Annotated in this window: 17 protein-coding genes and 3 pseudogenes; 11 read left to right on the top strand and 9 right to left on the bottom strand. The window is 46.4% G+C overall.

Annotated features, from left to right (window positions below; genetic code table 11):
• Positions 1-12 precede the first annotated feature (12 nt).
• Positions 13-834: an alpha/beta fold hydrolase gene (locus tag AC27FC_RS11515; protein WP_063617485.1), complete on the top strand. Its 822-nt coding sequence runs from the start codon at positions 13-15 to the stop codon at positions 832-834.
• A 108-nt stretch (positions 835-942) separates the two neighbouring features.
• Here AC27FC_RS11515 and fosA read toward each other — a convergent pair whose 3' ends face one another.
• Positions 943-1,368, bottom strand: coding sequence for a FosA/FosA2 family fosfomycin resistance glutathione transferase (fosA, locus tag AC27FC_RS11520; protein WP_047718350.1), 426 nt, complete (start codon positions 1,366-1,368; stop codon positions 943-945).
• Positions 1,369-1,567: 199 nt separating this feature from the next.
• Between fosA and trpS the strand changes: the two genes are divergently transcribed.
• The 5 genes from trpS to AC27FC_RS11545 all read left to right on the top strand — a co-directional run bounded on the left by trpS (position 1,568) and on the right by AC27FC_RS11545 (position 4,747).
• Positions 1,568-2,569 carry a tryptophan--tRNA ligase gene (trpS, locus tag AC27FC_RS11525; protein ID WP_196354839.1) on the top strand — a complete coding sequence of 334 codons (1,002 nt, stop codon included), beginning with the start codon at positions 1,568-1,570 and terminating at the stop codon, positions 2,567-2,569.
• A 185-nt stretch (positions 2,570-2,754) separates the two neighbouring features.
• A complete protein-coding gene (locus AC27FC_RS11530; protein ID WP_487160175.1) occupies positions 2,755-3,438 on the top strand; it encodes a hypothetical protein in 684 nt (227 codons plus the stop codon).
• Positions 3,431-3,778, top strand: coding sequence for a hypothetical protein (locus AC27FC_RS11535; protein ID WP_196354837.1), 348 nt, complete (start codon positions 3,431-3,433; stop codon positions 3,776-3,778). Before AC27FC_RS11530 ends, AC27FC_RS11535 begins: the two co-directional genes overlap by 8 nt.
• Positions 3,779-3,780: 2 nt before the next feature.
• Positions 3,781-4,260 (top strand): Hcp family type VI secretion system effector, encoded by a 480-nt coding sequence (locus AC27FC_RS11540; protein ID WP_196354836.1) that lies wholly within the window; start codon positions 3,781-3,783, stop codon positions 4,258-4,260.
• A 115-nt stretch (positions 4,261-4,375) separates the two neighbouring features.
• On the top strand, positions 4,376-4,747 hold the full coding sequence (locus AC27FC_RS11545; RefSeq protein ID WP_096149874.1) for a hypothetical protein: 372 nt from the start codon (positions 4,376-4,378) through the stop codon (positions 4,745-4,747).
• A gap of 79 nt (positions 4,748-4,826) precedes the next feature.
• Here the strand turns inward: AC27FC_RS11545 and AC27FC_RS11550 are convergent, their stop codons facing one another.
• On the bottom strand, positions 4,827-5,300 hold the full coding sequence (locus AC27FC_RS11550) for a SymE family type I addiction module toxin (protein WP_196354835.1): 474 nt from the start codon (positions 5,298-5,300) through the stop codon (positions 4,827-4,829).
• A gap of 300 nt (positions 5,301-5,600) precedes the next feature.
• On the opposite strand from AC27FC_RS11550, the pseudogene AC27FC_RS11555 reads away from it, so the two are divergent.
• A pseudogene (locus tag AC27FC_RS11555) lies at positions 5,601-5,801 on the top strand (phosphorothioated DNA-binding restriction endonuclease family protein); the annotation flags it as partial.
• 9 nt (positions 5,802-5,810) lie between these two features.
• On the opposite strand, the pseudogene AC27FC_RS11560 reads toward AC27FC_RS11555, so the two are convergent.
• From AC27FC_RS11560 to AC27FC_RS11570, 3 genes and pseudogenes are all read right to left on the bottom strand, one after another.
• Positions 5,811-6,149: pseudogene (locus tag AC27FC_RS11560) on the bottom strand (antirestriction protein); the annotation flags it as partial.
• 16 nt (positions 6,150-6,165) lie between these two features.
• Positions 6,166-6,420: a hypothetical protein gene (locus AC27FC_RS11565; protein ID WP_259389503.1), complete on the bottom strand. Its 255-nt coding sequence runs from the start codon at positions 6,418-6,420 to the stop codon at positions 6,166-6,168.
• A pseudogene (locus AC27FC_RS11570) lies at positions 6,420-6,976 on the bottom strand (DUF932 domain-containing protein); the annotation flags it as partial. The pseudogene AC27FC_RS11570 and the gene AC27FC_RS11565, both read right to left, overlap by 1 nt.
• A 39-nt stretch (positions 6,977-7,015) precedes the next feature.
• Between AC27FC_RS11570 and AC27FC_RS11575 the strand changes: the two are divergent.
• Positions 7,016-7,381: a YagK/YfjJ domain-containing protein gene (locus AC27FC_RS11575; RefSeq protein WP_487160178.1), complete on the top strand. Its 366-nt coding sequence runs from the start codon at positions 7,016-7,018 to the stop codon at positions 7,379-7,381.
• A 247-nt stretch (positions 7,382-7,628) separates the two neighbouring features.
• Here the strand turns inward: AC27FC_RS11575 and AC27FC_RS11580 are convergent, their stop codons facing one another.
• Both AC27FC_RS11580 and AC27FC_RS11585 read right to left on the bottom strand, forming a co-directional pair.
• The gene (locus AC27FC_RS11580) at positions 7,629-8,450 is read right to left on the bottom strand and encodes an HNH endonuclease family protein (protein WP_113656636.1); all 822 of its coding nucleotides are present in this window, start codon (positions 8,448-8,450) and stop codon (positions 7,629-7,631) included.
• Between the two features lies 1 nt (position 8,451).
• Positions 8,452-10,500, bottom strand: coding sequence for an AAA family ATPase (locus AC27FC_RS11585; protein WP_487160179.1), 2,049 nt, complete (start codon positions 10,498-10,500; stop codon positions 8,452-8,454).
• 809 nt (positions 10,501-11,309) lie between these two features.
• On the opposite strand from AC27FC_RS11585, the gene AC27FC_RS11590 reads away from it, so the two are divergent.
• The 3 genes from AC27FC_RS11590 (at position 11,310) to AC27FC_RS11600 (ending at position 18,283) form a co-directional block, all read left to right on the top strand.
• Positions 11,310-13,724, top strand: coding sequence for a type I restriction-modification system subunit M (locus AC27FC_RS11590; protein ID WP_487160181.1), 2,415 nt, complete (start codon positions 11,310-11,312; stop codon positions 13,722-13,724).
• A complete protein-coding gene (locus tag AC27FC_RS11595) occupies positions 13,724-15,025 on the top strand; it encodes a restriction endonuclease subunit S (RefSeq protein ID WP_487160182.1) in 1,302 nt (433 codons plus the stop codon). Before AC27FC_RS11590 ends, AC27FC_RS11595 begins: the two co-directional genes overlap by 1 nt.
• 240 nt (positions 15,026-15,265) lie before the next feature.
• Complete coding sequence (locus AC27FC_RS11600) at positions 15,266-18,283, top strand: type I restriction endonuclease subunit R (RefSeq protein WP_487160184.1); 3,018 nt, start codon at positions 15,266-15,268, stop codon at positions 18,281-18,283.
• A 130-nt stretch (positions 18,284-18,413) separates the two neighbouring features.
• On the opposite strand, the gene AC27FC_RS11605 is transcribed toward AC27FC_RS11600, so the two are convergent.
• Together AC27FC_RS11605 and AC27FC_RS11610 are read right to left on the bottom strand one after the other, a co-directional pair.
• On the bottom strand, positions 18,414-19,445 hold the full coding sequence (locus AC27FC_RS11605; protein ID WP_233438058.1) for a DUF4917 family protein: 1,032 nt from the start codon (positions 19,443-19,445) through the stop codon (positions 18,414-18,416).
• A 227-nt stretch (positions 19,446-19,672) separates the two neighbouring features.
• Positions 19,673-20,923, bottom strand: a complete 1,251-nt coding sequence (locus AC27FC_RS11610; RefSeq protein ID WP_487160186.1) for a tyrosine-type recombinase/integrase — start codon at positions 20,921-20,923, stop codon at positions 19,673-19,675.
• Between the last annotated feature and the right edge of the window lie 152 nt (positions 20,924-21,075).

Consider the following 21,075-nt stretch of genomic DNA (forward strand, 5'->3'; position numbering starts at 1 on the left):
CAGGAACACACTATGGCAACGTTTAAGGCAAAAGACGGCACGCAGATTTACTACAAAGAAGGCGGCGCGGGCAAACCGGTTCTCTTCAGCCACGGCTGGCCGCTGGACGGCGACATGTGGGACAGCCAGTTGAACTACCTGGCCGAGCGCGGCTTCCGCGCCATCGCCTTTGACCGTCGCGGCTTTGGCCGCTCGGATCAGCCGTGGAACGGCTACGACTACGACACTTTTGCGTCCGACATCAACGACCTGATCACCACACTGGATCTGCAGGACGTCACGCTGGTGGGCTTCTCCATGGGCGGCGGCGACGTGACCCGCTACATCAACAACTACGGCAGCGCGCGCGTGGCCGGTCTGGCGCTGCTGGGCGCGGTGACGCCGATCTTCGGTAAATCCGACTCCTTCCCGCAGGGTGTGGATCAGAGCGTGTTCGACGGCATTCGCGACGGACTGCGTAAAGATCGCGCCCAGTTCATCAGCGACTTCGCGACGCCGTTCTACGGCATCAACGCCGGGCAGACCGTTTCCGCCGGAGCCCTGACCCAGACGCTGAACATCGCCCTGCTGGCGTCTTTGAAGGGCACCATCGACTGCGTGACCGCGTTCGGCGAAACCGACTTCCGCCCGGATATGGCGAAAATCGACGTGCCGACGCTGGTGATCCACGGCAGCAACGACCAGATCGTACCGTTTGAAAGCACCGGCAAGCTGGCGGCGGAGATGATCAAAAACGCCACGCTGAAGGTGTACGACAACGCGCCGCACGGCTTCGCGCTGACCCACCAGGACCAGCTTAACGAAGACCTGCTGGCGTTTGTGAAGTCGCTGTAATTTTTTCCAGGCCGGGTAAGGCGCAGCCGCCACCCGGCGCTTTCGCTCCGCCAGCGTCACGTAGCCAATGATTGCTGAGACAGGACCTGCAGGCTGAAGGTGCGCGGCTCAAGCCTCGTCTGAGGTAAACACCATGCCCGCATAGGGCTTCTCGCGACACGCCGCCAGCCGCGCGGCGAGGCTGCCCACGTGCAGCTCCAGCTTGTGCCCGTCCGGGTCGAGAAAATAGAACGACGCCCCCTCGCTTTTGTTCTGCTTCCAGACGGTGACGCCCGCCTGCTCCAGCCTTTGCGAGAACGGTTCAAAATCCTCTTCCGCCACGGTAAACGCGTAGTGGGTGTAGTCGCTCTCCTGCGGCGGCACGTACTGGCGCGCCTCGTCGTACGACAGGCAGACCCACAGATCGCCGCAGGTGAGATAGGCCCCGGTATTCCAGCGGGCGTGCAGGGTCAGCCCCAGCAGCTCGTGCCAGAAGGTGACGCTTTTTTGCAGGTCGCTGACCGCGAGGGTCAGATGGTTGAGTGATTGCAGCATGACGTGCCCTTTTGTTTTTCGCGCCGGACGTGATACGGTAAAAGCATGAACATAAACCACGCCGTGCTCACCGTAAACCGCTGGTGGCTGCCTTCTTAAAGGCGGCTCGGAGTAGTTTTCCCCATTTTCAGATAGCCGCCGAAAGGCGGCTTTCTCACATTTAAGACCCCTTTCGGCATTACAACGTTAAGGAGTCTTTATGAACACGCAAACCATCCTCACCGGCGACCGTCCAACCGGCCCGCTGCACCTCGGCCACTTCGTCGGATCGCTGCGCCAGCGCGTGGCGCTCCAGCGGACGCACAGCCAGTTTGTACTGATCGCCGACCTGCAGGGGCTGACCGACAACGGCAGCAACCCGCAGAAAATCCGCGACAACATTCCCGAAGTGCTGGCCGACTACCTCGCCGCGGGCATCGACCCGAACCTGACCACGATCTGCCTGCAGTCCGCCCTGCCCGCACTCGCCGAGCTGACGATGCTGTATATGAACATCGTCACCGTCGCCCGCGTGGAGCGTAACCCGACGGTCAAAAACGAGATTGCGCAGAAGGGCTTTGCCCGCTCGCTGCCGGTCGGGTTTATGGCCTACCCCATCAGCCAGGCGGCGGACATCACCGCGTTTAAGGCCGAGTGCGTGCCCGTCGGCGACGACCAGCTGCCCATGATTGAGCAGACCAACGAGATTGTGCACAAGATGAACAGCCTGCTGCCCGCTCCGGTGCTGCGCCACTGTAAGGCGATGCTGAGCGACACCAGCCGCCTGCCCGGCATCGACGGCAGCGCCAAGATGTCGAAATCGCTCGGCAACACGCTGCACCTTTCGGCCAGTGAAGAGACGATCCACCGTGCGGTCAGCGCCATGTACACCGACCCGAACCACCTGAAGGTGAGCGACCCGGGGCAGATTGAGGGGAACGTGGTGTTTACGTATCTCGACGCGTTTCATCCGGACAGGGAAAAAGTGGCGGTGATGAAGGCGCACTATCAGGCGGGCGGGCTGGGGGACCGGGCGTGCAAGAACGAGCTGGAGGCGTGCCTACAGGAGCTGATTGCGCCGATGCGGGAGCGAAGGGCGATGTATATGCAGGATAAGGGAGAGCTGATGGCGATGCTGAAGCGCGGAACGGAACGAGCGCAGGGGGTGACGCAGGAGACGTTGAGGGAGGTGAAGGTTGGGCTGGGGGTGCCGGTGTTTTGATGAAGTGAGTTGATTGAGATTGAGCGGTGTAGTGCGTGGGATAGGCACGAAGCCGCGTATTATCTCATTTAGATAATATTAATGCCGTTAATAATTCTTAATCTATCGTTTAGATAAAATAAATTGCTTTAATCGCATAAATATCACATTGATATTATCCTTTATAATACAATTAAAGGGATACTATGGCTGATGTAGAAGATATAGCCCGAAGGTTATGCAACATAATCGCTTCTCCTGATACAGTTACTGGGCTTATAAATGGAGGGCTATCTGTACCGTTAGATTATGGATATCTGGTTTATGGTATCTTTGACACGGATACAAGATATGCTCGTGAAACTCAAAGAATACGAATGTTCACTGCCATAAAAAACGACACCTTGAATTATGAGAATATAGTCAACGCTGTAAGAATCATATTTAAAGAATTCAATAGATATTTAACTGAAGCGGAGCAGGATAAATTATACAGAACTGTAACAACTTCAATTGCAGGTAGAATACCAACAAATATTATTGCATCAACTATCGCGAAACATGTTATTGAAAGAACGTCCTTCACGTTTGTTGTTTTTAAAGGGAAAGGTAACCCAATCACAGCACTGAGCACACTTCTTTTATTTGGGGGAATGGCTGAACGATCAATTAGGACATCTGACAGACTCAAAGCAGAAGCACCGGAGGTATATGAACTTCTGAGACACAGAGACTATGACCTACTTTATTTTCTGTTTGCTGATGCCGTCCAGCCTTTCGTAGATGCTATCCATGTAGGTTATTCAGAAGGAAAACCTGTATTTAATCAGATCATGAAGAAAGTTAATGAAAAAATAACTACACACACTACGGCAGGCGCGTATGAGTAAGTTTATCATCCCAATTATAAACCTGCTTCTTTGCTCATATTTAGTATTAGCCTATATCCTTTGCTGGGTTGAATTCGAAACCTGGCATGATAAAACAATCGCTTTTTGCATCATTACCCTAAGCGCTTACATTATTTCATTAGTAATGAATAAATTACTGCCAGGAAAGATATCCATTTTGGGTGGGATCCTGGATGTGTTATCGGGCCCCTTACTGATCATCGGTGCATTTGCTTGTATAGCTGTCCTTGAACCATGGCCGCTGAAAATTATTGGCTTGTTCATATGGGTCGTGGCGATGTTGCACCTACCTTCTTTTGTAAAAATAGATGAGGAATAATCATGTCAAATCCAGCATATCTTTGGTTAACCGATGCTAATGGCTCACCAGTCCCAGGAGGTTCCATGGTGTCCGGTAGGTTAGGCGCTATTGAATTAAAGGCGGTCGCTCATCACCTCACCATTCCTGTGAGTGGAAATACAGGCCGACTAACAGGTACCCGTGTACATACACCGATTGCCGTTCAGAAAGAGTTTGATAAAACAACACCGGTTCTCATTAAGGCACTGTGTGAAAACCAAACGCTAAAATCGGCTACGATCAAAATGTATCAAATTGATGATGCAGGAATCGAGAGAGAATATTTCAACATTATTCTGGAGAATGTAAAAATCACGGGTATCACGCCCAATCTGTTCCCGGGTTCTGGAACAGGAACACATACAGAGATGATCGAGCTAAGATATGAGGCAATCACCTGGAAACACTGTGACGGAAATATAGTTTACAGAGATGCCTGGAATCATATGGCGATAGCCTGAACCGACTTTAACATTTCTCGGGCCGAGGTAACGTTGTGCCTGCCGGTCCGACCAAGCGGAGCACCGCCGGGAAGCGCTAGCGATGATTTCTACCGCTTTAAAGGAGAGCATCATTATGGAACCCACTCTCTCTCAAGTCATTGAGGTTGTTCGAAACTCCTCAGGTGAGCATCGTAAACCTATCGATAGCAATACGTTGATTGAGGCCGATTTGCATATTTGCGGTATCGACGGGGAAGACCTACTGGAAGACTGCGAAGAAGCGTTTGGCGTTCAGCTTGCTACGGAAGAAGATGGCTACAGGAAAACGTTCTCTCTCGCGGAGAATGAGTATCTGTTTACGGGTGAAGGCATAGACTTTTTTGGCATCTGTCGATTTATCCGCTGGGTACGTGGCATACCCGAACCTGTTATATGTGATTTAACCGTCGGCGAACTTCACGCTGCGCTGGTTAACGCGGTGAAAGAGCAGGTTAAGCACGATTGATTTTTACTTAAAACGGGCATGGGATGACATGCCCGTATCGTTTTATTGCTTCAGGGATTACATAAGGTGGGAAGCAAAGTTACTCCGACATCGCCTGGCCTGTTCCACGCTTAACAGACGGTATATCGCCTGTATCATTTAACGCCCCCGGAAACGTCTTCAGCCACTGCGCGACTTTCTGTTTATTGATATTCACCACGCTCATACCTTCCAGGCAACCCCATAATTCTCTTGTATGCTGTGGCGTAATCACGATGCAGTCTTTCATGGCGCGGATTTTCACCGGCATGCCGTCGATAAAGCCCGCACGGGTTAACCACTCGCCGCCCAGAAGAAGGTATTTCATATCTATTCGGGAATAGAGTTCGCAGCAGGCGGCACTGTCCTGCAGCGTCTCCGCGCGGGGATGGACGGGCGCCGCGTTGGGCTGGTTGCCGTGAAGTCGGCGGGCGCTGTTTTTGCGTACCAGCTCGTGGTTTTCAATCATGCCGGTGAAAGCGTCTGATTCTGTTTTGCAAACAGTAAACTCTGGCTTAAAATTCGTCACAGCCATTTTCAACTCCTTGTAAGTTGTTTGTGGTTAGCGGTATGGGGGTGTTGCAGCACCTTCATATCGCGAATTCTTCTTTAAATTCTCTTTGATACTTCCTTTGCCGTTCGGCGTAATTTCTGGTGACCATTATACAGGGCTGAATATAAATACAGCGGTTTGGTGTGAGGGAAATTTGGAATTTGCGAGGGGGATTCAGGAAATAGTGTTATGTACGGTAAGGTCATGTTTTTGTTAATTGCGGGTTGATTGGTCTGGGTTTTGCGAGCATCATCGCAATTATTTACCTTCTTTCGTAATGCGATGGCTTCCAGCAAAACTCTCGAACAGGCAATTGCCGACATCACCATCTGGCGCAAAGGCGAGCAGCGTGCACCGCATAAGCCATTATTGCTTCTTTACGTGCTGGCGAACTATCAGCAGGGACATGCGCGCCTGTTTGATTACGGAACCGAGGTCCACGAGCAGTTGCTTAGCCTGTTAGAACGCTTTGGCCCGCAGCGGAAGGCGCATTATTCCAGCAGCTTCGGCGCTGAGTTCACCGCCGTTACCGTTCATAGTGTTGAACAGCGACCAGCGTTCATCGCTCTCCGCTTCCGGGGTCATAAATGCGCCGCCGTTGCTGAGGGTGTAAAAATTCCAGATACCGCCGTGGTAGTCTGCGCAGAAGCGGTCCATCCAGGCGAAGACAGTTGGCTCAATGATTATCCACTGCGGGATGCGGCCGAAGTGCTGCGGCCAAAAGCTGATCCGCTGCTCGTCCTGTACGAGGATGGCGGTCAGCGCTGGCGAAGAACTGGCAGGTTGTGGTGGTAACGGGAGGGTATCGTTAAGGTTAATAATATCGGTCATGCTAGTTTTTCCTTGTTTATTTATCGGGTTGGGGAAGCTGGTTAAGCCGGAGTGACGGGCAGGACTGCGCATAGCCATCCTCATCACAGCGTGACGGCCAGTGCCTCTCCGGGATGCTTAAGCTGCACAGGCTGCGTTCACGGGGACGATAAAGATGGTGTGAGCACCAGGCGCAGAGGTTGTCATCGGAGATGGAGCGGCAGCCGGGAGTGTTCTCCAGGGCGGTCGGATCTGGGGGAGCCTGGCGGGTGTTATCAGGCAGCAGTGGCATCAGCTCAGCGCCTGCTGCAATTCTTCCGCCATTACCCAGAGCGCCCGGTTGAGCTTAACGTCGCCGTCTGTGCCTTTAACCGCGCGGGTGTGGCTGCGTTTGCCTCTGGCAGTACGTCACGCCCCCCCTCCCCTTTCAGCAAGTTCTCCTGGCAGCGATTGAAAACTGACCACAGGTCGTCCTGACGGTCTTCATAGCGGCGGGGCGTCAGTATCTGGGATGCCGTCATCGGCTGTTGCTCTTCACCAAAGCGGTACGTCAGGGCGGCTTTTGCATAAGCCTGCTGTGCCGGTGGCGGGAGTAACAGCGACTGCATCGCATCCCGCTTCTCTTCAACCCGGTCAAATATCCCCAGTACTTCATAAGCGCCTTCAATGACTTTCTCCACCACATTACCCTTATGCGGCACGCGCACCTCCCCAAAGGTTTCGCCAAAGACAAGCCCGTTCTGGCAGACAAAGCTAAACAACCCTGGCAGCATCTGATATGAGCTGGAGCCGTCGTGACTGTTAAGCAGGATGATTTCGGGGACCTGTTTACCGGTAATCTGGCCTTCGCAGCCCATCAGAAACGACGTAAGAGGGAAGGACATCAGGTGTGTCCAACGGACCTGCGACATGTCTGGGTGCGTGAGGTGGGAACCAGCGGCAAATCTCATTACCACATGGCGATATTCGTCAACAAAGATACATTTAATGGATTAGGGTATTATTCTAAAGAAGACCATAATCTGGGGAGTTACATCTGCGAGGCTTGGCTTAGTGCGCTGGGGCTGCTCGAATTCCCTGAGTACAGGACGCTGGTTGCTTTCAACAATGCGCCGCACTATCTGGAGCGCCTTAGGGTGGATCGCTATGGTCAACAGATACTGAACCTCAGGAGCCATCTGGAATACTTTGCCAAAGAATACACCAAGGCATACACAAAAGAAGAACGCTCATTTGGGGGAAGTATCAGATAAACCAGTACAGTGCAGGGAGGGTTTCTCCCGGCACTGGCAGAGCTCTGCACCATCTGCCGGATATGCCAGCGGCCACCGATGCGGCCGAGGTCTCCCGCTTCCCGAAGAGCCCGGTTTCCTGGCTGACACACGGTAATACCCAGAGCTTCAATAGGCGCTAGCGCATGCCGCTTAACCTCCTACGCATAATTAGCACAGCGGCATGCCATAAGTTTTAATCATTGAGAACGCGCGTCGCACTGACCCCTTATAGACCCAAGGCTTCAATGTAAGCACTCATATGAGTTCGAACTAACGTACGGGTATAGGCTACGTATGCTTCTTTGGAGGAAAGTAACGTCAGCAGGTCATCAAGATCTGTTCCTGGATCACGTCCCTCCTCCAGGGCCGCAATAGTATGTCGAATCGCAGCAATCACGGTTCGCCGATGGCGAGCGCGCATCTGCAACAGCTCAGCTCTCGCCAGGCCAAGATATTGGATACTCGCTTTTCCTTTTCTGCTTTCCTGCCCATTTATCAGTGCCGGTTCAACCCTGCCATCGTCGAGGAAAACCAAGTGTTCATCTGGGTCATCAATACAGGGGTTGAGCAATAATGGGTATTCGTTCCTTAACCCACGAGGGCCGGATGCTCGCGTGGCTTCATCAGCTAGCGGAAAATAATTCGACTTTCCGATAACGCGGGATGAGCCATCGAAGTCAGGCTGTGTTCTGGGGCGGTTACAGTCAGCGCATGCAATTAAAAGATTGGACCAACTGGCTGCTAGCCAGTAATAACCGTCTTTTCTGATTTTGGTTCTGAGTGGTGGCGCAGCGTCTATGACCACCCTTCCTTTGGGGCGGTAGTGCTCTATATCACCAGACTGGGTTCCAGCCAAAAGTGATTCACAGAATACGCATTTCCGGCCAAAAATTGCAGCTAGCTGAGCTCTGACCGCTTGAGTTGAATAAGCTGTAAAGTTTGGCTTTTGACCTGCAAGGATGGCAAGACGATTTGCCCGACGTTCTGCCCGGCCTTCGGCGACCAGTCCAATAGGCGTACTATTTATAGGGCGTTCAACTTTAATCATCTTACTGATTTCCTTGAGTATCAGTACGAGGTGATACTTGATTCATGATAAAACGCAACCGAGATACAGTTTTTTCGGATAGTTCGCGAGCGCTGATGCTTGGCTGTACCGGCACATCTTCCAAGCCTGAAGTATCCAGAAGCTGTAGTGCAAGACGTTCACGGCGAGTTGCGCCCAGATAACGGTCATCGGTCAAACGTTGCACCAATTCTGCAAGTCTTGCATCTTCATCTTCTGTACGGTCAGGCGATCCGAGCAGCACTTCGTACTCATGAATATCCTCTTCCATCTGAGGATCGGCTGTACTCCGTAAGCCAAAATGTTCGGAAGATAAAAGTTGTTCGACTCTGAGCCTAGATACAGAGGGAAGATCCTCTAGAGCATAAATATGCCCAAGCCTGTCTCGCTTCAATACAGTCACTTCACCTGCGTGTAGCCCTCTTAAGCATAGTGGGTCATGGGTGCTATAAATAAATTGCGCGCGCGGAAAGGCTGCGCGCAGGGCAGATAGGCACTGAAGTCGCCATGCCGGATGGAAGTGATTGCCCAGTTCGTCAATGATCACTACGCCTTCGGCGGACTCCATCGTTGATCCAGAGCGATAAAGTACCTTCATGATGTCTACCGCCATGCCAAGCATTGACTGATAACCATCACTGAGATGGTCAAATTTGCGACCTGGCACGTTACCTACTTGCAAAGAGACTGCACCAGTTTCAGGAGTCAGAATAACCGTAACTTGATGGTCTTGAGGCATCAGACTAGCGAGCACATTATTTACTTCTGCTAAGCGCCCTTCCTCTAACGTGGAAAGCCACTCAGCGGGGTTGCTCAGAGGCAGGAAGGGGTCAAACAAATTATCAATTTTCGCATGAGCTTCACCTGCTTTGGCTTTGTGCCTTCCTTTTGGCAGTAACCTTGTTGCGCCGTAAGCCAAGACTAAAGACCTTGAAGTATCGGTGTTGAACTCGATAGCACGGTTGCGTCGAAGCTTCATGATGATGTCATCTTCGCCGCCGACGATGGACACTCTAACCTCTCCATCCGAAGCACCATCAGAGAGAAGCTTGGCGCTGCTTAACCCCAATCTTTTAGAATATGCTTTCCCTGATAACGCCAGCGCCAGAGCGCGTAAAACGGTGCTCTTTCCTACGCCGTTCTCCCCTAAGAGCGCAAAGCATGGTGCCTGAGGTGACTCGGATAGGCTCAAGTCAAGATCGAGAATATGGATCGGGCCGAAGTTCTTTATCTTAATGCGGCTGATGTACTGAGATTTTGAGCGATAAGCTTCGAAGCCCGTGCCTGCTTCAGTATCAATTTTCTGTTCAATCTTCACTGGCATAGCAGGGTGAATGGTTTCTCCCCGAACAGCAACTCCATGATGGAGCATTTGTCGCCAAACGGCACAATGAGCTGTATGTCCTGTGGATTTGTCTGCTCTTTCTCGTGAGCTAGCGATTGCGAAAAGTTTTACTTGCTCTTCTCGAGAAATAATTAGCTGTCGCCGATTAAGATCCAGAAGTTGGATTGTTTCCATGCCACGGGTAGTTAGCCCTTCGACAAATCCATTCTCCAAGAAGCGTAGATGTTCATCAGGGTTGTCATGGCAAGGATCAAGAAGGATGGGCTCCTCATGTTCGAGGATCTGATCGTACCGTAATCCAGGGGGCGCTGGTTCACCGAAAAGAGGAAACCGGTCGGCTTTATAGCGATTGCAAGTAGCGCAGGCCCAATAGAGATTTCTCCAATCAAACTGAAGATGCCAGTACGAGGAGCCTTGAGGTCTTTTCGTTTCGTTTGCTGGGGGGGAGCCTCTAGGTCTAAACCTTTCGATGACGCCAGAAGAAGATTGGTCTGCATAGATTTCGCAGTAGCAGCAGCGAGCTTCAAATGTATCGACAAGAATATTCCTGAGTCTCTTGAAATGGCGCTCTACTGGTCTGAATACTGATCGTTTTGAATCTAGCGAATCAGTAGGGAACTCGTTCCCAATGAGGTCGTAGAAGGGCAACAAAAAGTCCGGGCACTGCGGGCGAAAAATTGGTGTCATCCTTCATTCCTTATGAAAGTGCGGCTCAAACCCCATAACGATTTACTAATTCTTAATGCTGCCGTAACACCATTAAAGTATTAATGAATTATATTTACATGCAAACATAATTGCCACGATGTATTTATGATCAATATTTACGGATTATGGGCGGCTGGAATTGGCCGATTATGGACACGCCAATTGCAGCAGTAGTGTGGAAATTAGGCCCTCGGTTAAGACAGTAGCAGTCCTGAAAGGCATGGCGTACCATTCTGAACCTCCCGCAACAGGGGCTGGCCCTGCCACTGAAAATCCGTCCTTTTGTACAGTTGCACGCCCTCGATGCGGTCCTCCCAGTGGGCCGTAATGGTCCTCGATGTGCAGACGTCCGTAGAGTTGCGTTTGAATAACTTGTATCAACCTCTGCTCGGCGTCATACCCAAATCGCTGTAGGTTCGGCAACGGTCGTAGCGGTAGCATTTGTCTTCAAATATCGGTACCTAATTGTGTTTATTTAGTCGGTCATCTGCCCGTGGGACAGCAGGTTGGCGGCCGCGTCGCAGTTGAAGGTTTCGCTGTGTTGCCCTGACGTTACTGATGAAGACATTACTAACATAGTGGTGTTAATCAACGGGGAGCAGGTCATGTTGGTCAGACCATATTTCCATACTAGCTTAGGGCTGGACTAAGGAGCGTACTTGGTTAAACTGGGACGATTCGAAACTATCTTTGGCTGCTTGTACCTTTGTGTGAACATACCAACAGTCATGCAGACCAAGTTTAGTTCTTCATTCAGATGTAAAAATGAGCAGTGATTAGGAAAAGAAATGGATCATAGTGTACACAACAAGCTTATCTCTTTTATTTGGAACATTGCCGACGATTGCTTACGCGATGTGTACGTTCGAGGTAAGTACCGCGATGTGATTTTACCTATGGTGGTTTTGCGACGTTTGGATACTTTGTTAGAGCCAACCAAGGAAGCAGTGTTGGCGGAAGTTAAGTTCCAAAAAGAAGAGATGCAAGCTACAGAGCTGGATGATGAACCCTTAAAGTCAGTCAGTGGATATGTGTTTTATAACACGTCAAAATGGACATTGAAGTCACTGTTTAATACTGCAACTAACAACCAGCAAATACTCCTGGCGAACTTTGAAGAGTACTTGCTTGGTTTTAGCGACAACGTTAAAGAAATCATTGAATGCTTTAACCTAAAATCACAAATTCGCCACATGGCTTCGAAGCAAGTTCTGCTAGATGTGGTTGAAAAATTTGTCTCTCCTTACATCAATTTAACGCCAGAAATCGTGGAAGATCCCGATGGCAACAAGATGCCAGCCCTCACCAACTTAGGTATGGGCTATGTGTTCGAAGAGCTAATCCGCAAGTTTAATGAAGAAAACAACGAAGAAGCTGGTGAGCACTTTACGCCCAGGGAAGTAATCGAGCTGATGACTCACTTGGTTTTTGACCCTGTCAAGGACCAACTTCCACTTACTATGACTGTTTACGACCCGGCTTGTGGAAGCGGCGGTATGCTGACTGAATCTCAGAATTTCATTGAAGAGAAGTATCCTAATGACAGCAGGGATATCTATCTATACGGCAAAGAAATTAACGACGAAACCTACGCTATCTGTAAATCAGACATGATGATTAAAGGTAATAATCCTGAAAACATCAAAGTAGGCTCTACACTATCTACAGACGAGTTTGCATCCTCGCGGTTTGACTTTATGTTGTCCAACCCACCTTACGGAAAAAGTTGGGCATCGGAGCAAAAGCACATCAAAGACGGAAGTGATGTGATTGACCCTCGCTTTAAAGTAAGCCTGAAAGACTATTGGGGTAGCGTTGAGGCACTCGATGCCACACCGCGCTCAAGTGATGGCCAGCTACTGTTCTTAATGGAGATGGTCAGCAAGATGAAAGATCCCTGCGTCAGCCCGCTCGGCAGCCGGATCGCATCTGTTCACAATGGCTCATCCTTGTTTACAGGGGATGCGGGCGGTGGTGAGAGTAATATTCGCCGGTTTATTATCGAAAACGACTTGCTGGATGCAATCGTTCAATTACCTAATAACCTGTTCTATAATACAGGTATTACTACTTACATTTGGGTTCTCAATAATAATAAACCTTCCTCACGTAAGGGCAAGGTACAACTGATTGATGCGAGTTTACTCTATCGTAAACTACGTAAAAACTTAGGCAATAAAAACTGCGAATTTGCACCTGAGCATATTGCAGAGATCACTGATACTTACCTTGCCTGCGTGGATGTTGAAAGACAATTAGATACAAACAATGACCCTGTCGGTATTGCCAGCAAGGTATTTAGCAATGATGACTTTGGTTACTATAAAGTCATTATTGAACGCCCAGACCGGCGTAAAGCACGCTTTACTCAGGAAGGTATTGCACCACTGCGCTTTGATAAACAATTTAGCGATATTATGGCACATTTGTATGCTGAATATGGTGATGATGTCTATAAAAGTACAGGTTTCGGCAGCGATCAGAAAAAGAGTTTCCTGAAGTCCATTGAGCAAGAAATTTTCGACTGGTGTGAAGAGAACGAAATCAGCTTAAATGCAAAAGCCAGGGCCAAACTGCTTGATACCAAGCATTGGTTGGCACTCAAAGGTGTTATGGAAACCGCTCAGAAACTGATGTCTGACATTGGTAGTGACGAATTTAATGACTTTAATCAGTTTATAAAACTTGTTGATAAATCACTCAAAGATAATGATGTGAAATTATCTGCATCTGAGAAGAACGCCATCTTGAATGCCGTAAGTTGGTATGACAAATCAGCTAAGAAAGTAGTTAAAAAGATTGTTAAGCTGAGCAGTGATAAATTAGATGATCTTCTTGACCGCTATGAATGTGAATTGGATGACTTGCCTGATTTCGGCTACTACTCAAGCGGGAAGAAAGGTGAATACATTACTTACGAGACAAATACCGATCTTCGTGACTCTGAGTCTGTTCCGTTGAAAAAAAGCATTTATCAATATTTTCTTGATGAAGTAAAACCGCATGTCGATGAAGCCTGGATTAACTTAGATTCCGTAAAAATTGGCTATGAAATAAGTTTTAACAAATATTTCTATCGACATAAACCACTGCGAAGCCTAGAAGAAGTGGCAAAAGATATTATTAATCTGGAGAAAAAAACAGAAGGTCTTATTGCACAAGTTTTGGGTCTAACTGTGGCGAAAGTGAAGAAGGATGTTTGATGATGATTTTTACTTCAATACCAAAATATGAAGAGTGCATAAACTCGGGTTATGAATGGATTGGCGAAATACCTAGTCATTGGGAACTTACCAAATTAGGTTCCTGTCTTTCACCCGTGTCAATAAAAAACCACCCTCATCTTCCATTACTGTCAATAACACGTGAATTAGGAGTTATTGTAAGGGATGTTGAAGATCAGGACTCTAATCATAACTTCATACCAGACGATCTAAGTGGCTATAAAAAGCTAGAAAAAGGCCAGTTTGGAATGAATAAAATGAAAGCATGGCAAGGTTCTTACGGTGTTTCAAAGTATACGGGCATAGTGAGCCCTGCTTACTTTGTTTTTAACTTTATCAAAGCAATAAATCCTGAATTTTTTAACTGGGCAATTAGGAGCAACTTGTATGTTTCTTTTTTCGGTAGTGCTTCAGATGGGGTACGTATTGGACAGTGGGATCTTTCAAAAGAAAGAATGAAAGAAATTCCTTTTCTTATACCGTCTGCAAAGGAACAAATCCAAATCGCTAATTTTCTCGACAGAAAAACAGCACAAATTGACGACGCGATTGCAAAAAAAGAGATGGCAATTAGTCTCTTAAAAGAGCGTAAACAAATCATCATTCAAAAGGCAGTCACGCAAGGACTTGATCCAAACGTGTCGCTGAAAGATTCCGGTGTTGATTGGATTGGTAACGTTCCTAGACACTGGCAGCTGAAGCGTCTTAAGTATGTGACAAAAATAGTTAAGCGTATAATCGGATATGAGGGTCCTAACGTGCTCTCAATTACGCAGAACGGTATAAAAATCAAGGATATTGAAAGCGGTGAAGGACAGTTAGCAATGGACTATTCTAAATATCAGATAGTTAAGATTGGTGATTTCGCTATGAACCATATGGACTTGCTAACTGGATATGTAGATATTTCTAAATTTGAGGGAGTAATTAGTCCTGATTATCGAGTATTTATTAATACTTATGATGACCTAGATGATGAATTTTTGCTAGCTATATTTCAACTCGGATACCAACAAAAAATATTCTACCAATATGGGCAAGGGGTATCACTTTTAGGACGTTGGAGATTTCCAAGTGATAACTTTAATAATTTCTATATTCCAATCCCCCCAAAAGATGAACAACTATCTATTGTTCGAAATGTCAAATTTGAGTGGAAAAAAATTGATGAAGCCATTGATATACTCCTTTCCCAGATAGGAAAGATGAAGGAATATAAATCTACTCTAATCCACGACTCTGTTATAGGTAAAATAAAAATCACAGATGAGATGGTCTAGCAATAGGAAACAGCAATAATTTTCATAGTCAATCATCAAACCAACAAAAATATCATGTGGTTAAAACCGAAATGCTCAGCGAACCAGGTACACATCTTCAAGATTGGTTGGTACATAACCGGGTACACAAGGTAAGAGTTGTTGATTTGCAAAATAAATTTTATGGTGTTGATGGTACCTGTGAACGTTTGGGTTCTCTGTCGCTTGATAAAATTGTTTAAAAGGAGAGATATTACAACTATGGTTAGTCAAACCAATGAACAAGCATTAGAGTCAACCATTGAAAAATGTTTGATAGGTATCAGTACTGAAGAGCTAAAAGAGGGCTTCCCCCCCCAGTTCTCCGGTGCAGGGTATGTCATTGGTGCTTCTAGTGACTTTAATATGCAATATGCTATTGATGAGCGTTTTTTCTGGCAATTTCTTGAAAAGACACAGCAAGCTGAACTGACTAAATTGCAAAAAAATAATCCAGCAGATTGGCAGCGCAAATTATTGGAAAGATTTGATCGGCTCATCAAAAAGCACGGTATTTTGCACTTACTTAAGAGAGGATTGAATGTAGATGATGCTCATTTTATTTTGCTCTATCCGGCACCACTGGCGAGCAGTAGCGAGAAGGTAAAACAAAACTTTGCTGGTAACGTTTTTAGCTGCACCAGACAGGTACATTACTCGATAGCGAATCCTTTACAAGAAATAGACATGGTGTTGTTCATCAACGGTATGCCATTGATCACCCTAGAATTAAAAAATGCTTGGACGGGACAAACAGCTCGCTACCATGGGCAAAAGCAATATCGTGACGATCGCGATGCTACTCAGCCATTACTGACGTTCGGTCGTTGCCTGGTGCATATGGCAGTGGATACGGACGAGGTCTATATGACCACGAAGTTGGTGGGAAAAAATACATTTTTCTTGCCGTTCAATAAAGGGCACAATCTTGGCCAAGGTAATCCCCCTAACCCAGCTGGCCACAAAACGGCATATCTATGGCAAGAGATATTCACCAAAGAAAGCCTAGCCAACATCATTCAACATTTTGTCCGTCTTGATGGCACAAGCAAAGAGCCATTACAGAAGCGAACCTTGTTTTTCCCTCGATACCACCAGTTAGATGTTGTAAGAAAATTGGTAGATCATGCGGCCACTCATGGCGTTGGTCAGACATATTTAATTCAACATTCAGCTGGTTCTGGTAAGTCGAATTCAATTACCTGGGCTGCTTACCAGCTTATTGAGACCTACCCTTCTACCGAAGCCGTGGCAGATGGAAAGAGCCTGGAGCAGCCTTTATTCGACTCTGTGATTGTTGTGACGGACAGACGCCTGTTGGATAAGCAATTGCGGGATAATATTAAAGAGTTCTCAGAGGTAAAAAATATTATTGCCCCTGCGCACAAATCATCTGAGCTTAAGCAAGCACTTGAAAACGGCAAGAAAATCATTATTACGACGATTCAAAAATTCCCGTTTATCATTGATGGTATTGCCGATCTGAGTGATAAACGTTTTGCCGTGATCATCGATGAGGCTCACAGCTCTCAGTCTGGTTCAGCACATGACAATATGAACCGAGCAATGGGAAAGGCTGAAGTTGAAGAGGCCGAAGATGCTCAGGATAAAATTCTTCAGGCAATGAAATCGCGTAAAATGCGAGGTAATGCATCGTATCTGGCGTTTACAGCAACGCCGAAAAACAGCACGTTAGAAAAATTTGGAGAACGCCAAGAAGATGGTGCGTTTAAACCCTTCCATCTTTACTCGATGAAACAAGCGATAGAAGAAGGTTTTATTCTGGACGTGCTTGCCAATTATACGACTTACAAAAGCTATTATGAGATTGAAAAATCGATAGCTGACAACCCAGAGTTCGATACTAAAAAAGCCCAGAAAAAACTTAGAGCCTATGTTGAACGTAGTCAGCAGACTATTGATACGAAGGCAGAGATCATGCTGGAGCATTTTGTGCCTCACGTGGTAAATGCGAAAAAGCTCAAAGGCAAAGGAAAAGGGATGGTAGTAACTCAAAACATTGAGACTGCCATTCGTTACTACAAAGCCATCAAACGTATACTTGAAGAACAAAGCAACCCATTTAAAATCCTGATTGCATTCTCTGGTACGAAAGAGGTTGATGGCATTGAGTACACTGAAGCCGATATCAATGGCTTTGCCGAAACCGATACTAAAGACATGTTTGACACTGATGAATATCGACTTTTAGTTGTCGCCAACAAATACCTTACCGGATTTGACCAGCCAAAGCTTTGTGCTATGTATGTGGATAAAAAGCTAGCGAGCGTCTTGTGTGTGCAAGCATTGTCGCGACTCAATCGTAGTGCACCCAAGTTGGGAAAGAAAACAGAAGATTTGTTTGTACTGGATTTCTTCAATTCTGTTGAAGACATTCAGTTAGCATTTGATCCGTTTTATACAGCCACATCTTTGTCGCAAGCCACTGATATCAACGTGCTGCATGAGTTAAAAGATGAAATGGATGATGTGGGAGTTTATGAGTGGCATGAAGTTGAAGAGTTTGTAATTCGTTACTTTAATAATGAGGATGCCCAGACTCTTAGCCCGATAATCGATGTTGCAGCAGCTCGTTTTGACTATGAGTTAGAACTCGAACCTGAAGCTAAAGTTGATTTCAAAATTAAAGCCAAACAATTCGTGAAAATCTATGGGCAAATGGCCTCTATCATGCCTTATGAGATGGTGACTTGGGAGAAACTGTTCTGGTTCTTGAAATTCCTCATACCTAAGCTGAAAGTTGAAGACCCTGATGCAGATGCCATTGATGAGCTTTTAGATTCTGTTGATTTGAGTTCCTATGGGCTGCAGCGTGTGAAGCTCAATCACACAATCAAGTTGAGCGATGAGGAAGCGGAGCTTGATCCACAAAACCCAAACCCACGTGGAGCACATAGCAGTGAAAAGGAAAAAGATCCATTAGACGAAATAATCCGCACCTTCAATGAGAGGTGGTTCCAGGGGTGGAGTGCTACGCCTGAAGAGCAGAAAGTGAAGTTTATAAACATTGCTGAGAGCATTCGTAATCACCCTGATTTTGAGACTAAGTATAGAAATAATCCTGATCCACATAACAGAAACTTGGCTTTTGAAAAGATGCTCAAAGAGATTATGTTGCAACGACGTAAGGATGAGCTGGAGCTTTATAAGCTGTTTGCAGGAGACTCAGCATTCAAAGCATCCTGGACACAAAGCATGCAACGAATGATCGGTGAGTAAATTGGAGCTTCCCCAGAGATAATGCTGTATTGGTTGCTAAGATCAGCGAAAACATTAGAATTGAAGAAGAGTTGAGGTTAATAAACCTCAACTTAATTCATGCCATAAGAAAATCGTTACAGCATTTAAATTAAACACCCCAAACATTAACTGTTTTTGCATCAAAAATTTTTACTTTGGCGTGGAATTTTGATTGTATTGAACGAATATGTTCCGCATCATTATCAGAATAAACCCCAATATAAACACTCCATAGTTTTGGAGGGGTTTTATTTTGAGCATGCGTCGCTTTGTTGATCGCTTCAATGATATGCTCATCATACTCACCAAAATTAAAACCAAAAGTAATCAAAGAGCCATCGACTGATGATAATTTATCAAAACAATGAGATAGATATCTATTATGCCTAATGTGGCTAAGTTTTTCATCTCCGTTTCCAGCTGTTACAAATATTGGATAACTTCCTCTATCGAGTCTTTTTTTAATCTTTTCTAATAAAAAATTACTTTGATCATATTGTTCCTTTTCAATATCAACCCCTGAGTCAAAAATATGTAAAGCACCATGTAAATAATGAATATTTTGGTTCTCTATATTTGGCCCCCACACAAGATCCGAATATTCAGCCGTCTCTCCACGGAGCACTTCATCAAGATTTTCTATCTCTCGACCAAAGCCATCGATAGCATTTTCAACATGCTTGCGCATAAGGGTCCAATATAATAACATGTCATAATTCGTAGAAAAAACATGCCCGCCGCTTTTAATAAACAAATTTAAGAATTCAGCACAAGCAATTATCTTTTTCTCTGGAATTTTATATACATGCTCAGGATGAAGTTGATGTATCGAACTTAGCAAACCGTCTTTCAACTTTTTGCTTGCTAAAATAATATCACTCTGCAACTTATCATCCGAGCCAAAAGCCTTTAACAAGGCCAATGTTGTATCTAATTGCTGCATTACTAATTCAAAATTTTTAGTTTTTATCACATCAAAAAGTTTATTGATTAATTGATCATCTCTCGACGTTAAAAAATTATAAAGGGCGTTATATGAGAATATTTCGTTATCATAGGCCATACTGAAACCATTCCCCATAAGTAGAGAGTATGGCCGAGATTTCTTATGTAAATAAGTAATTACTTCCTCAAAACTCATTATTTCCATTTAATTCTTTATTCCTAAAAAACCCAAGTTTGGATATATTCGCTTTTATTCATAGCTCTAAGACTAAAGAAGTAGATAGTAAACATCTGTAATCTTCATCACATTTACATAAGCAGACCATCTTCAAATGAAAGAAAATATGTTATAGTGATTAATAATCATACACTTATACGAAAATGCACTGCGATTTTTCATCAAAGTATCTCAGCACATTTCAATTATTTTTTCGAAAAATCAAACGGACTTATCCCCTTCACCCGATTAGCATCCAGATAATCCGCCCACCACTGCAACATCAGTCTGCGTTCATCCAAGTGCTCGGCCTTATGGATATAAGCTGCACGTACTGAGTTACGCTCCTGGTGACTCATCTGCCGCTCTACCGCATCTCTCGACCACAGCCCCGACTCAATCAACGAACTACACGCCATCGTTCTGAAACCATGCCCACAGACTTCCGTTTTGGTGTCATAGCCCATAACTCGCAAAGCCTTGTTCACCGTGTTCTCACTCATGGGTTTACGGGGATCGTGATCGCCTACGAAAATCAGCTCTCGATTTCCATTCCTGCTTTTAATCTTTTCCAGAATAGTTAAGGCTTGCCGCGACAAAGGAACAAGATGAGGAGTCCGCATCTTTGAACCACGCTGAGAATGTTTAACTCCTTCCAGCAGTTCGCGCTCACCTGGAATCGTCCACATGGCCGTTTCAAAATCGACTTCTGACCAGCGGGCAAAACGCAGCTCGCTTGAACGGATGAAAACCAACAAAGTGAGTTCAACCGCCAGTCGGGTTAACGGTCTACCAGAATAGTGATCAATGCGATGAAGTAATTCCGGAATACGGTTAAGTTCCAGAGCAGCACGGTGCTGTCTTTTTGCCGTAGCAACTGCACCGGCAATCTCTTGTGCTGGGTTGTAATCGATTAAGCCGCTCTGCACAGCAAAACGCATAATTGCTGTAGTGCGCTGCTGTAAACGGGCGGCGACTTCAAGACGCCCGGATGACTCCACCGCTTTGATAGGGACAAGCAGATCCCGCGTCTTCAATTCAGCAATATTCCGCTTACCGATAGCAGCAAAGAGATTATCTTCGAGACTTTTCAATACACGAGCGCTATGCGCTGAAGACCATTTCTGATTGCTGGCATGCCAGTCTCTGGCAACCACTTCAAACGTTATCGCCTCTTGCTCCTGCTCTACTTTAACGGCTTTCTTGTTTTCACTGGGATCGACGCCATTAGCTAACAGCTTACGGGCTTCGTCCCGGCGCGCCCTGGCATCCGCCAGCGAAACCTCAGGGTATTTCCCAAGCGCCAGCATCTTCTCTTTACCACCGAAGCGATAACGTAGCCGCCAGTATTTGGAGCCGTTAGGATGAACCAGCAAAACCATACCGTCGCCGTCAGTAAGTTTATAGGCTTTTGCTTCAGGCTTAGCCGAACGAACCTTCACATCACTCAGAGCCATGATGAGTATCCTTTCAAGGGTTCTGTGCGGGTACAAACATTATCGAACCGGGATATACCCGCAGATGTACCCACATCAGTAAGTTGATATAGATTGAATCAGGTTGACTTAGGTTGAGTGAAAAAGCGAGGAAAGCCTTGCGGATACTGGAT

This window comes from Enterobacter sp. C3_dUdeg, from assembly GCF_057536195.1.

Coding starts and splice junctions, on each gene's coding strand:
- AC27FC_RS11550 (WP_196354835.1), bottom strand. CDS start 5,300: ATGGCTGTGACGAATTTTAAGCCAGAGTTTACTGTTTGCAAAACAGAA.
- AC27FC_RS11565 (WP_259389503.1), bottom strand. CDS start 6,420: ATGCCACTGCTGCCTGATAACACCCGCCAGGCTCCCCCAGATCCGACC.
- AC27FC_RS11600 (WP_487160184.1), top strand. CDS start 15,266: ATGGTTAGTCAAACCAATGAACAAGCATTAGAGTCAACCATTGAAAAA.
- AC27FC_RS11605 (WP_233438058.1), bottom strand. CDS start 19,445: ATGAGTTTTGAGGAAGTAATTACTTATTTACATAAGAAATCTCGGCCA.
- AC27FC_RS11540 (WP_196354836.1), top strand. CDS start 3,781: ATGTCAAATCCAGCATATCTTTGGTTAACCGATGCTAATGGCTCACCA.
- AC27FC_RS11515 (WP_063617485.1), top strand. CDS start 13: ATGGCAACGTTTAAGGCAAAAGACGGCACGCAGATTTACTACAAAGAA.
- AC27FC_RS11535 (WP_196354837.1), top strand. CDS start 3,431: ATGAGTAAGTTTATCATCCCAATTATAAACCTGCTTCTTTGCTCATAT.
- AC27FC_RS11595 (WP_487160182.1), top strand. CDS start 13,724: ATGATGATTTTTACTTCAATACCAAAATATGAAGAGTGCATAAACTCG.
- AC27FC_RS11530 (WP_487160175.1), top strand. CDS start 2,755: ATGGCTGATGTAGAAGATATAGCCCGAAGGTTATGCAACATAATCGCT.
- AC27FC_RS11590 (WP_487160181.1), top strand. CDS start 11,310: ATGGATCATAGTGTACACAACAAGCTTATCTCTTTTATTTGGAACATT.
- AC27FC_RS11610 (WP_487160186.1), bottom strand. CDS start 20,923: ATGGCTCTGAGTGATGTGAAGGTTCGTTCGGCTAAGCCTGAAGCAAAA.
- AC27FC_RS11585 (WP_487160179.1), bottom strand. CDS start 10,500: ATGACACCAATTTTTCGCCCGCAGTGCCCGGACTTTTTGTTGCCCTTC.
- trpS (WP_196354839.1), top strand. CDS start 1,568: ATGAACACGCAAACCATCCTCACCGGCGACCGTCCAACCGGCCCGCTG.
- AC27FC_RS11545 (WP_096149874.1), top strand. CDS start 4,376: ATGGAACCCACTCTCTCTCAAGTCATTGAGGTTGTTCGAAACTCCTCA.
- fosA (WP_047718350.1), bottom strand. CDS start 1,368: ATGCTGCAATCACTCAACCATCTGACCCTCGCGGTCAGCGACCTGCAA.
- AC27FC_RS11580 (WP_113656636.1), bottom strand. CDS start 8,450: ATGATTAAAGTTGAACGCCCTATAAATAGTACGCCTATTGGACTGGTC.